Source organism: Arthrobacter sp. TJ-254 (assembly GCF_058269175.1).
Map to the genome: position 1 here is coordinate 434,623 of NZ_JBZCNF010000004.1, position 11,951 is coordinate 446,573.

The following is an 11,951-nucleotide window of genomic DNA, read 5'->3' on the forward strand; positions in this document are numbered from 1 at the left end:
GAGGCCGGGCTAGGCTCTCCCTCATGGCACTGCGAAGCAACCGGCCGGCACCGGCCCGCATCAGTGTACCCACGCGCAGCGACCCGCTGCTCGCCGGGCTCGTTGAGGGCGTCGGCGGTCCGCTGGGGCGCCGGAGCGCGCCCGGCGTCGTCGGACCGGGGTTCTTCACCGTGCACAGGGTGCTCATCATCCTCACGACGATTGCGGCGTTGGTCTCGGTGCTTGCCAAGAACCCCTGCCGTGTCAATGGGTGGTCCGCCCCGGCCCACTTCGCGATGGCGTGCTACTCGGACTGGCCCGAACTGTTCCAGAGCCGCGGCTTTGCCGATGGCGCGCTGCCGCTGTTCCCGGGCGGAGCGCCTTTCGAGTACCCGGTGCTCCTCGGGCTGCTCGCGGCGCTCACGGCACTCCTGGTGCCCGGCGGGCCCGGCGGCGACGCCGCGGTGCGTGCGGTGCAGTACTTCGACATCAACGCGGTCCTCGTCGCGGGAGTCTGGATCCTCACCGTCAGCGCCACAATGCGGGCAGCGCATCGCCGCCCCTGGGACGCCGCGATGGTGGCGCTGGCGCCGGGCATCATCCTCGCCGGAACAATCAACTGGGACATGTGGGCTGTGATGCTCGCCGCCTTCGGCATGCTTGCCTTCGCGCGCCACCGCCCCGTGCTGGCAGGGGTGCTGCTCGGGCTGGGAGCGGCAGTGAAGGTGTACCCGGTCCTGATCTTCGGAGCCATCCTCCTGCTCGCCCTGCGCACCGGCCGGCTCCGCCCCGCGGCCCTGACCGGTGCGGCCCTCGCCGTGAGCTGGAGCGCCGTGAACCTCCCGTTCCTGCTCCTGGACTACCCCGCCTGGAGTTACTTCCTCCGATTCACCGGAGACCGGCCGGCGGGATTCTCCTCGGTGTGGTTCGCCTACAACGCCCTCGCCGAGCGGGCGGGTCTGGCCGTGGCGTCAGCCGGATTTATCAACCAGGCGGCGTTTGTCCTCTTCGCGCTGGCGTGTGCCGCAATCGCCGTTCTGGCCCTTGCCGCGCCCCGCAGACCCCGGATCGCCCAACTCGCCCTCCTGATCGTGGCGGCCTTCCTCCTGACCAATAAGGTCTACTCGCCGCAGTACATGCTGTGGCTCGTACCGCTGGTGGCGCTCGCCCTTCCCCGATGGCGGGTCTTCCTTGCGTGGCAGCTCGTTGAGGCCCTCCACTGGTGGGCGGTGTGGATGTACCTCGCGCGGATCACCGGCGGCGGGGAGCAGACGGAAGTCCCCGGGTACTACCTCCTCTCCATAGCCGCCCATATGCTTGCCATTGCATATATTTGCTACCGCGTTGTTTGGGAGATCCTGCATCCCGAGATGGACAAGGTGCGGCAGTTGGGAGGCGACGACCCGCAGGGCGGCCCGTTTGACGGAGCCCGGGACCGCCGGCGCCGGCGCAGCCGCCGGCCGCGGGGCAGGGTACCTCGGGTACGCTTGGGCGAGGCCGGCCGACAAGTGAAAGAACCTCAGTGAGCGCAGCTTCATACTCCTCCAAAAAATTAACCCGAGCAGAATTCGACGCTCTTGCGGAGGCGCATCCCCACGCCGCCATTTCGCTTGAGCAGACCTTTGAGTGGGCGGACTTCGAGGCCTCCCAGGGCCGCAACCACCACGGGTCGTGGGCATATTATGATGACGGCATATTAGTCGCCGTCGCGAGCTACCTCGAGAGCGCCCGCCGCTTCCGGCGGTCGCTGGTGGCGGTGAACGGCCCGGCGTGGTTTGTTGAGCGGACCCCTGCGGCCGAGGGGCGGCTGCTGCGCACCGTCCAGGCCCAGTTCTCCAGAAACCCCGCCATTGCTCCGCTGTTTGTCCGGATGCAGGTGCACACTCCGCAGCCCCCGGCCGCCGGTCCGCTCGAACATGGGTGGTACGAGCGGGAGATCGTCGTCGACCTCACCCCCGAGGAAGGCGCGATCCTTCGCAGCTTCCGGCCCAACGCGCGCAACAGCATCCGCAGGGCCCAGAAGGCCGGCGTCACCGTCAGAAACATTCCGCGTGAGGAATGGGTTGAGGTGTTCCGCAGGGATCTGTTCCCAATCATGGAAGAGACGGCGGAGCGCGATAATTTCTCCACCTTCGGTGCCGGCTACTACGAGGGTCTGCTGGAGCGCCTCGGGGAGCGCCTGCGGCTCCTTGTCGCATACATCGACGAGCGGCCGGTGAGCTGGCTGATCACCACCGAGTACCGCGGCCACTCCGTTTACTACTTCGCGGGCAGCACGCGGGAGGCCCGAACCACCTTCGCTCCCTATCTGCTCCTGTGGGAGGCCTTCAGGGAACTGAAGGCAGCGGGGAACCGCTCGTGCGGGCTCACCGGAATTGTGAGTGAGAACTACCCCCAGCTCGCCAACGTGACAACCTTCAAGCGGAACTTCTCCAAGAACGTCGTTGTGGTTCCCACCACCTACGACATCCCGATAAAGCCTCTCCGGTATCGGGCCGTTGCCGCAGCGCTGGCGGGCCGCAGAGCCCTGCCGACCCGCGTTGCACGGCTGCGGAACCTGCCGGCCCGGCTGCGCGGGAAAACGGTCGGGAGCCCGGTCGAGGCGGCGGGCAAAGGCTGAGGCTCCCACCCGGAACTCATGGATGTGCCAAGCGCAGTTGATTGGGAAGGTGTAGCCGATGGCCGAGGTTGAGATTGTAGGGTCGGGCCCCAACGGGCTGGCCGCTGCGGTGGTCATGGCCCGGGCGGGCCTCCAGGTGCGGGTGCACGAGGCCGCAGCCACGATCGGCGGCGGCACCCGGACCGTTGAACTGATCGAGCCGGACCACCTTCACGACGCCTGCTCAGCCGTCCACCCCATGGCGGCTGCGTCGGAGTTCTTCCGGGCGTTCGAGCTCGACCGGCGGGTGGAGTTCGCCGTGCCCGATATTTCCTACGCGCATCCCCTGGATGGTGCCCGGGCCGGCGTCGCCCACCGCAGCCTTGAACGGACCGTCGAAGGGCTCGGCGTTGACGGCCCGGCCTACCGCCGGCTGATGCAGCCCCTGGTTCAGCGGCAGGACGAAATCCTCTCGCTGACGCTCAACCACCTCCTGCGCGTTCCCCGGCATCCCGCGGCTGCTGCGAGGTTCGCGCTCTCGGTCCTCGATCAAGGTTCGCCCGTGTGGAACCGCAGGTTCCGCACGGAGGAGGCCGCCGCGATGATGACGGGCGTGATGGCGCATCCGGTCGGGCCACTTCCGTCGCTCAGCAGTGCCGGAGCCGGCCTGACGCTCGGCCTGCTGGCCCATACTGTCGGCTGGCCGATCCCGGTGGGCGGATCCCAGTCGATTGCCGACGCGCTGGCGCGGGACCTCCAGGCCCACGGCGGGCGGATCGAGCTGGGCAGCCGGATCGAATCGCTGGACGAGCTGTCCGGCGCGGGGACCATCCTGCTCGATGTGGCGCCGCCTGCTTTCGTCCGCATGGCAGGGGGGCGGCTCCCGCCGGCCTATAGGCGAGCGCTGGGCCGGTTCCGGTTCGGCAACGCGGCATGCAAGGTGGACTTCGTCCTCTCCGGTCCGGTGCCCTGGAGCAACCCCGACGTTGCCCGTGCCGGAACCGTTCACCTTGGCGGGACGCGGGCGGAAATCACCGCGGGGGAGGCGGCGGTCAACTCCGGACGCCATCCGGAGAGCCCGTACGTGCTCGTGTCGCAGCCGTCGGTGTTCGACCCCACCCGCGCGCCCAGGGACCGGCAGGTCCTCTGGACCTACTGCCACGTCCCCAACGGGTCGGAAAAAGACATGACGGAGGCTGTCACCGCCCAGATCGAACGCTTCGCCCCGGGGTTCCGCGATGTCATCGTCGGCTCAAGCGCAACGACGGCGGCCCGGTTGGAGGCGTACAACGCCAACTACGTGGGCGGCGACTTCGGTGCGGGAGCCGTGACAATCGGACAGGTGGTTGCGCGGCCGGTGCTTTCGCGCCGGCCGTGGGCAACACCGCTTCCCGGGGTCTACCTGTGCTCGCAGTCGACGCCGCCCGGCCCCGGCGTCCACGGCATGGCCGGATTCCATGCCGCAGCGGCTGCGCTGCAGGGCGGGTACGGGCTGAAGGTGCCTTACCTGGGCCTCAGCTAGGCGCGCCGGTCAGCGGCAGGGCCGGAAGGAGTTCGACGTCCATGCGGTGCTGCAGGTCCTGGAGCGTCGTGCCGAAGGTCTCCTGCACCCGGACCCCGCCCCCGGAGAGCAGAAAGACGGCGTCGTTGGTGTAGACCCGGGTCACGCACCCGATCCCGGTGAGGGGATAGGTGCATTCGGGCACGAGCTTTGAGGCCCCGTCCTTGGCAAACAGGTTCATCATCACGTAGACCTCCTTTGCCCCCGAGGCGAGGTCCATCGCGCCCCCGACGGCGGGAATGGCGTCGGGTGCACCGGTGTGCCAGTTCGCGAGGTCGCCGGAGGCGGAGACCTGGAAGGCACCCAGCACGCACACGTCGAGGTGCCCACCGCGCATCATCGCGAACGAGTCCGCGTGGTGGAAGTACGAGGCGCCCGGCAGCTCGGTCACCGGGATCTTTCCTGCGTTGATCAGGTCGGGGTCGACGTCGGTGCCGTGCGCCTGGGGTCCCATGCCCAGCATGCCGTTTTCAGTATGGAGCGTGATGTTCTGGGCGGGCGTGAGGTAGTCGGCAACAAGCGTCGGCTGCCCGATGCCCAGGTTCACGAAGGATCCAGGGGAGATGTCGGCTGCGATCCTGCGGGCGAGGTCGTCGCGGTTCAGTCTGGTGTTCACGCGCTGAGGTCCTGTTCATTGGAGGTTTCGGCTGGGCCCGGAACCTCGACAACTGTGGTGACGTAGATGCCAGGCGTCACGATGCTTTCCGGGTCCAGCCGGCCGGTCTCCACGACCTGCGCCACCTGCGCCACGGTGCGCCGGGCCGCCGTGGCCATGATCGGGCCGAAATTCCTGCTCGTCTTCCGGTAGACCAAGTTGCCGGCGCGGTCGGAGGCCAGCGCCTTGATGAGCGCAACCTCGGCCCGGATCGGTGCCTCGAGCACGTGCCCGCGTCCGTCGATCATCCGCGTTTCCTTCCCTTCCGCGAGAACCGTCCCGTACCCGGTGGGAGTGAAGAATCCTCCGATGCCGGCCCCGCCGGCCCGTATGCGTTCAGCCAGGGTTCCCTGCGGAACGAGTTCGAGTTCAATCTCCCCGGAGCGGTAGGCGGCGTCGAAGTGCCAGGAGTCGCTCTGGCGCGGGAAGGAGCAGATGATCCTGCGCACCCGCCGCTCCTTGATCAGCAACGCCAGGCCGGCGTCGGCCTGCCCCGCGTTGTTGTTGACGACGGTCAGGCCGCTGGCCCCGCACCGCAGCAGCGCATCGATCAGCTCCATCGGCTGGCCGGCGTTTCCGAAGCCTCCGATGAGGACCGTGTCTCCGTCGCGGACTCCCGCAACGGCGTCGTCGACGGTACTGGCAAATGCTGGCACGTTTTTGGCCTCCTAGGCTTTCGTGTTTTCGAGGACGACGGCGAGACCCTGGCCCACTCCGATGCAGATGGCCGCCACGCCCCAGCGCTGCCCGCCTGCCTCGAGGCGGCGGGCGAGCGTGCCGAGGATGCGCAGCCCCGAGGCGCCCAGCGGGTGCCCGATCGCCACCGCCCCGCCCCAGGCATTGACGATGTCCGGGTCGATGCCCCAGGCGTCGATGCAGGCCAGCGACTGGGCGGCGAACGCCTCATTGAGCTCCACCGCTCCCACGTCCGACCAGCTGATTCCTGCTCGCTTCAGTGCCTGATGCGCCGCCTCCACCGGTGCGAACCCGAAAAACTGCGGGTCGAGGGCTGACGCGCCGCGCCCGGCGATGCGTGCCAGCGGGTCCATGCCCAGTTCCCGGCCGGCGGATCCGTTTCCGAGCAGGGCGGCCGAGGCGCCGTCATTGAGCGGTGAGGCGTTGCCCGCTGTGACGGTTCCGCTCCGGGGCCCGCCGGCGCGGCGGAAGACGGTCGGCAGTCCGGCGAGAACCTCGGCGGTGCTCCCGGGCCGGATGCTTTCATCGCGCGTCAAACCAGTGCCGGGCACGGCCACCACAAGATCCGAGTACCTGCCCTCGTCCCAGGCCTCGCCGGCCAGCCGGTGCGACGCCGCAGCGAATTCGTCCTGGCGCTCGCGGGAGATGCCGTGGCGTTCGCGCAGTTGCTCGGTGGCCTCCCCGAGGCTCACGGTCCATTCGCTGGGCATTTCCGGATTAACCAGCCGCCAGCCCAGGGTGGTCGAGGAGAGGGCCATGTCTCCGGCGGGGTACGCCTTCTCCGTCTTCGGCAGCACCCACGGGGCGCGGCTCATCGACTCCACTCCTCCGACGAGGACAATGTCGGCGTCTCCACTCTGGATCGAGCGCGAGGCAATCATCGCGGCGTCAAGGCTCGACCCGCACAACCGGTTCACCGTGGTACCGGGGATCGACGTCGGCAGGCCCGCGAGGAGTGTGGCCATGCGTGCCACGTTGCGGTTGTCCTCACCGGCGCCGTTCGCATTGCCGAAAACCACTTCATCGATCCGCGCGGGGTCCAGCGCCGGGGCGCGGCCGACGACCGCCTTGACGACCCCGGCCGCGAGGTCATCAGGGCGCACGCCGGCCAGTGCTCCGCCGAACTTGCCGAAGGGAGTCCGGACGGCATCGTAAAGGAATGCTTCGTGCATTTTTCGGTTTCTCCTCAGATGACGACGGGGAACCCGGCCGCCCGGGAGGCTGCCAGCCATTCTGCGTGTTCAACATACGAACAAAAGTTCATATCCTGAACACTAGTGGGAGGGTTTCGGCGGGTCAACCCCTGCCCGGGTTGCGCCGGTGCTGCCGCCGTACTAAGAACAAAGGGAACAGCCGCCCCTATCCCGGGAGGACCCGTGGAGGATCCTTACGATCTTGAGCGCTTCGTCCGCGCGCAGGACGCCGGCGGCACCTATGCCGGCGCCGTGGAGGAGCTCCGGCGGGGCCAGAAGCGCAGCCACTGGATGTGGTTCGTCTTTCCGCAGATCGCGGGGCTGGGAAGGAGCGAGACAGCGCGCAGGTATGCGCTTTCCTCACTTCAGGAGGCGAAGGCGTATCTTTCCCACCCCGTGCTCGGCCCGCGGCTTCACGAATGCGCCGCTCTGGTCGCCGGTCATCCGGGCAGGAGCGCCCGGGACATCCTTGGGAACATCGATGCGCAGAAGCTTCACTCATCTGCCACCCTCTTCCATCGGGCCGCGCCCGATGAGGAGGTCTTCGGCCGGATCCTCGACGTGTTTTTCGACGGCGTCCCCGATCCCGCCACTGAACTGCGCATCTAGGCGCGCCGGCTGCAGGAGGCAGTGCCGCCGTGCCCGGTGGTCCGGGAAAAACTGCCGCCGGTCCGGCCGGACTCCGCGGGGAGGGATGCCGGGGAAGCCTACTGGGGAGATTTGGTCAGCACGCCGTCGTCGTCGCTCCACAGGAACGCGCCGGGGGTGAAGGTGATCCCGCCGAATGACACCGGCAGGTTCCGCTCGTCGGCGCCTGCCGTCCGGGCCAGCCGCGGGTTGGTGCCCAGGGCCTTCACGCCGAGGCCCAGGGCGGCGAGTGCCTCCGTGTCGCGCACGGCTCCGTGAACCACCACGCCCGCCCAGCCGTTGGCCACCGCACGGCGGGCAGCACTTTCTCCGAACAGGGCGGCGTCCAGGGAGCCGCCGCCGTCGACGACAAGGATCCGCCCGTCCGCCGGTTCATCGAGGATGCGCTCCACCAGCGTGCTGTCCCCGCAGCGAAGGGTCAGAACGACGCCGGAGAACAGGCGGTGGCCGCCGAACTGGCGGAACTGGGTGGCGCAGCTGTCGACGCGGTCGCCGAACTCATCGGCGAGGTCTGCTGTGGTTGACTGCATGGCGTTCCTCCCGGCCGGGTGCTTTGCCCTGATGCCGGTATATCACCCGGGCGGGGGTGGCGCACGGGGTGCGCAGGAGGCGTAACCTCTTTCTAGAGCGCGGGAATTGCCCGGGAGGCAAGGAAATGACAGGTAGGGATCACCACGACAGCGGTTTCGATCCCGGGGCGGGCGCCGTCCCCGAGGACGACCTCGCAATGCGCCTTGGAGACCTTGCGCGGTCAATGCAGACCGAGAAGGACGAGGCGGACATCCTTTTCCAACTCGTCGAGGCCGCCGTCGCACTTGTGCCGGGAGCGGACGAAGCTTCGATCAGCATGGTCACCGGAAGGAAGAAGATCGAGTCCCGTGCGCCGTCGTCGAACCTTCCCCGACAGGTTGACGCACTGCAGATGCAGACCGGACAGGGGCCGTGCCTCGACGCGGTCTACCGCGACCGGGTGGTGAGCGTTCCGGATATGCAAAGCGAAAACCGCTGGCCCGAGTTCGCCAGCGGCGCGTCCGCACTGGGAGCGGCCAGCATGCTCTCCTTCCAGCTCTTCGTCGACGGAGACACCCTCGGGGCGCTGAATCTCTACAGCAGGAAACCCCAAGCCTTCGATGAGGATTCCGAGCATGCCGGGCTGCTTGTCGCAGCCCATGCCGCGATCGCCCTGGCCGATGCCCAGAAGGCGGCGCAGCTGCGCAGCGCACTGGTCTCGCGGGACCTGATCGGGCAGGCCAAGGGCATCCTGATGGAACGGTACAAGATCACCGCGGACCAGGCGTTTGTCCTGCTCGCCAGGGCAAGCTCCGATAGGAACATCAAGCTCGCCCGCACCGCCGAACTGCTTGCCAGCACCGGCGAGCTCCCGCGCAGGACCGAGCCGGCGGTCGACTGAGGCGCCGGGCCGTCCTTTGCCCGCGGCGCCCGGCCGCGGTAGTCTGTGAGTGGCAACACACCACAAAATTTCATATGCCCTTGACCTGCAGCGGGAGAGTTCTGCCGTTGACGTTCACACCGGCAGGCGCCGTAGGAGCAAATCCTCCCCAGGAATCTCTCAGGCCCTAGTACCGCTGCGGTTAGGCAACTCTGGAAAGCAGCTCGATCTCCCCGCCAGGGGCGGCCCGGCTCACCGACGGTGCAAGCAGGCACGGAGCCCTGCGGAATCTCTCAGGTCCAAGACAGAGCGGGGAGGAACTCGACCAGGTGCGCCCCCAGCGCTTTTTTGACGTACGGAGTTCCCAATGACCGCCCATCCCGCCTTGGCATCCACCTTCGCCGACCGGCATATCGGCCCGCGTTCGACCGACGCCGCCCAGATGCTTTCCGAGCTGGGATACCCCAGCATCGACAAGCTCGTTGACATGGCGGTGCCGGCGAGCATCCGCTCCGCGCGCGCCCTCAACCTTCCTCCCGCGCTCAGCGAACCGGAAGTCCTGGCGCAGCTGCGGCGGATCGCCGGCAGGAACAAGACCGCCGTGCAGATGATCGGCCAGGGGTACTTCGATACGGTCACCCCGCCGGTGATCCGCCGCAACGTTCTCGAATCACCCGCCTGGTACACCGCGTACACCCCCTACCAGCCGGAAATTTCCCAGGGCCGACTCGAGGCGCTGCTCAACTTCCAGACGATGGTGCAGGACCTCACTGCGCTGGACATCGCCAACGCGTCGCTGCTGGACGAAGCCTCCGCCGTCGCCGAGGCCGTGCTGCTTATGCGCCGTTCGGGCAGGAACAAGTCCGGGCGCACCGTGATCGACGCCGACTGCCTGCCGCAGACCGTGGCCGTCGTCCGGGGCCGCGCCGAGGCGCTCGGCTTCGAGATCGAAATCGCCGACCTTTCGGGCGGCCTGCCCGAAGGCGACATCAACGGCATTGTCCTGCAGCAGCCCGGGGCGTCAGGGGCCCTGCGCAACCACGAAGCCGTCATCGCGGCAGCCAAGGAACGCGGCGCCCTTGTCACTGTGGCTGCGGACCTGCTCGCCCTGACCCTGATCACCGCTCCCGGTGAGCAGGGCGCCGACATCGCCGTCGGCTCCGCCCAGCGCTTCGGGGTGCCGCTGTTCTTCGGCGGTCCGCACGCCGCCTACATGGCAGTGCGCAAGGGGCTTGAGCGGATGCTGCCCGGACGCCTCGTCGGGGTCTCCAAGGACGCCGACGGCGCCCCCGCCTACCGGCTGGCCCTCCAGACCCGCGAGCAGCACATCCGCCGGGAGAAGGCCACCTCCAACATCTGCACCGCGCAGGCCCTGCTGGCCATCACCGCCAGCATGTACGCCGTCTACCACGGACCCGAGGGCCTCAAGGAAATCGCGCGGCGCACCCACCGGAGCGCGGTCCAGCTCGCCGCGGTGCTCGCCGACGCCGGAGCAACGGTCGTCCACGAGCAGTACTTCGACACGCTCCTGGTCCGCGTCCCCGGGAAAGCCGGCGAACTGGCCGACGCCGCCGAGGCCCAGGGCTACAACCTGCGCCGCATCGACGCGGACCACCTGGGGATCTCCTGCGACGAGACAACCACCGAGGAGCACATCAAAGCCCTGGGCGGGGTCTTCGGCGGAGCAGTCCCTGCGGATTCCGAAGCGCAGAGCGCGATTCCGGCGGAGCTTTTCCGCACCTCGGACTTCATGACCCACCCGGTCTTCTCCCTCCACCGCTCCGAAACGGCGATGCTGCGGTACCTGCGCCGGCTCTCCGACAAGGACCTGGCGCTGGACCGCACCATGATCCCGCTGGGTTCGTGCACCATGAAGCTCAACGCCACTGTTGAAATGGAATCCATCTCCTGGCCGGAGTTCGCCTCCATCCACCCCTTCGCCCCAGAGTCCCAGACCGAAGGCTGGCGGGAACTGATCACCGACCTCGAGGAACGGCTCGCCGAGATCACCGGCTACGCCAAGGTCTCCCTGCAGCCCAACGCCGGCTCCCAGGGCGAGCTCGCGGGCCTGCTCGCCATCCGGGGCTACCACCGCTCCGGCGGGGACGAGAACCGTACCGTGTGCCTCATCCCCTCTTCGGCGCACGGCACCAACGCGGCCTCGGCCGTCCTGGCCGGCATGAAGGTGGTTGTCGTCGCCACGGCCGCCAACGGCAATATCGACCACGACGACCTCAAGGCGAAGATCGAGCAGCACGCCGAGAACCTCTCCGCGATCATGATCACCTACCCCTCCACGCACGGTGTGTTTGAGGAGGACGTCCGCTGGGTCTGCGAGCAGGTCCATGCTGCAGGCGGCCAGGTCTACATCGACGGCGCCAATCTCAACGCCCTCGTCGGGCTGGCCAAGCCCGGTGAGTTCGGGGGAGACGTGTCCCACCTGAACCTCCACAAAACCTTCTGCATCCCCCACGGGGGCGGCGGACCCGGCGTTGGCCCCGTCGCGGTAGCCGAGCACCTCATTCCCTTCCTTCCCGGCGACGCGAACCGCGACATCGCCACCGACGGCGCGCCCTCCGCCGAGGGCGGCGCTCCCGTGAGCGCGTCGATGTACGGCTCGGCCGGTGTGCTGCCGATCTCCTGGGCGTACGTCGCCCTGATGGGCGCCGAAGGCCTCACAAGCGCGACGGCGCACGCGCTGCTCGCCGCCAATTACGTCGCCGCCCGGCTCACCGAGCACTTCCCCGTGCTCTACACCGGGGCGCAGGGACTTGTTGCACACGAGTGCATCCTGGACCTACGGCCGCTGACCGCGAAGACCGGAGTAACGGCCGAGGATGTCGCCAAGCGGCTCATCGACTACGGGTTCCACGCGCCCACGCTGTCCTTCCCTGTCGCCGGAACGCTCATGGTGGAGCCCACCGAGTCCGAAGACATCGCGGAACTCGACCGTTTCATCGACGCGATGATCGCCATCCGCGGCGAAATCGAGAGCGTGGCCAACGGTGACGTTCCGGTCGAGCAGAGCCCGCTCCGTCAGGCCCCGCACACCGCCCAGATGCTGATCAGCGACGCCTGGGACCAGGCGTACCCCCGGGAGGCCGCGGCCTACCCGCTGCGGTCCCTCCGGCACGACAAGTACTTCGCCCCGGTGCGCCGCATCGACGGCGCCCACGGCGACCGGAACCTGATCTGCTCCTGCCCGCCCATCGAAGAGTTCGAGGACTAAA

At 68.2% G+C, this 11,951-nt stretch carries 10 protein-coding genes and 1 riboswitch; of the genes, 6 read left to right on the forward strand and 4 right to left on the reverse strand.

From position 1 onward, the window contains the following. Window positions 1-23: 23 nt before the first annotated feature. Genes AC4D14_RS13575 through AC4D14_RS13585 form a run of 3 tightly spaced genes read left to right on the forward strand, consistent with a single transcriptional unit; the run spans window position 24 to window position 4,100 of the window. A complete protein-coding gene (locus AC4D14_RS13575; RefSeq protein WP_490903116.1) occupies window positions 24-1,505 on the forward strand; it encodes a glycosyltransferase family 87 protein in 1,482 nt (493 codons plus the stop codon). Then, window positions 1,502-2,599 carry a lipid II:glycine glycyltransferase FemX gene (locus AC4D14_RS13580; protein WP_490903118.1) on the forward strand — a complete coding sequence of 366 codons (1,098 nt, stop codon included), beginning with the start codon at window positions 1,502-1,504 and terminating at the stop codon, window positions 2,597-2,599. Before AC4D14_RS13575 ends, AC4D14_RS13580 begins: the two co-directional genes overlap by 4 nt. A gap of 58 nt (window positions 2,600-2,657) precedes the next feature. Beyond that, a complete protein-coding gene (locus AC4D14_RS13585; RefSeq protein ID WP_490903119.1) occupies window positions 2,658-4,100 on the forward strand; it encodes a phytoene desaturase family protein in 1,443 nt (480 codons plus the stop codon). On the opposite strand, the gene AC4D14_RS13590 is transcribed toward AC4D14_RS13585, so the two are convergent. From AC4D14_RS13590 to AC4D14_RS13600, 3 genes are read right to left on the reverse strand one after another with little or no spacing between them, the layout of a single operon-like run. Further along, window positions 4,093-4,755 (reverse strand): 3-oxoacid CoA-transferase subunit B, encoded by a 663-nt coding sequence (locus AC4D14_RS13590; protein ID WP_490903121.1) that lies wholly within the window; start codon window positions 4,753-4,755, stop codon window positions 4,093-4,095. The genes AC4D14_RS13585 and AC4D14_RS13590 overlap by 8 nt on opposite strands. Next, complete coding sequence (locus AC4D14_RS13595) at window positions 4,752-5,450, reverse strand: 3-oxoacid CoA-transferase subunit A (RefSeq protein ID WP_490903122.1); 699 nt, start codon at window positions 5,448-5,450, stop codon at window positions 4,752-4,754. Before AC4D14_RS13595 ends, AC4D14_RS13590 begins: the two co-directional genes overlap by 4 nt. Before the next feature lie 12 nt (window positions 5,451-5,462). Further along, window positions 5,463-6,662 (reverse strand): thiolase family protein, encoded by a 1,200-nt coding sequence (locus AC4D14_RS13600; protein ID WP_490903124.1) that lies wholly within the window; start codon window positions 6,660-6,662, stop codon window positions 5,463-5,465. A gap of 204 nt (window positions 6,663-6,866) precedes the next feature. Here AC4D14_RS13600 and AC4D14_RS13605 point away from each other — a divergent pair, with 204 nt between their 5' ends. Further along, on the forward strand, window positions 6,867-7,292 hold the full coding sequence (locus tag AC4D14_RS13605; protein ID WP_490903126.1) for a DUF1810 domain-containing protein: 426 nt from the start codon (window positions 6,867-6,869) through the stop codon (window positions 7,290-7,292). Between the two features lie 98 nt (window positions 7,293-7,390). Here the strand turns inward: AC4D14_RS13605 and rraA are convergent, their stop codons facing one another. Then, complete coding sequence (gene rraA / locus AC4D14_RS13610; RefSeq protein ID WP_490903128.1) at window positions 7,391-7,861, reverse strand: ribonuclease E activity regulator RraA; 471 nt, start codon at window positions 7,859-7,861, stop codon at window positions 7,391-7,393. A 125-nt stretch (window positions 7,862-7,986) separates the two neighbouring features. Here rraA and AC4D14_RS13615 point away from each other — a divergent pair, with 125 nt between their 5' ends. Next, complete coding sequence (locus AC4D14_RS13615; protein ID WP_490903130.1) at window positions 7,987-8,742, forward strand: GAF and ANTAR domain-containing protein; 756 nt, start codon at window positions 7,987-7,989, stop codon at window positions 8,740-8,742. An 81-nt stretch (window positions 8,743-8,823) separates the two neighbouring features. Then, window positions 8,824-8,927, forward strand: a riboswitch (glycine riboswitch). Window positions 8,928-9,088: 161 nt separating this feature from the next. Beyond that, window positions 9,089-11,950, forward strand: a complete 2,862-nt coding sequence (gcvP, locus tag AC4D14_RS13620) for an aminomethyl-transferring glycine dehydrogenase (protein ID WP_490903131.1) — start codon at window positions 9,089-9,091, stop codon at window positions 11,948-11,950. Window position 11,951 lies beyond the last annotated feature (1 nt).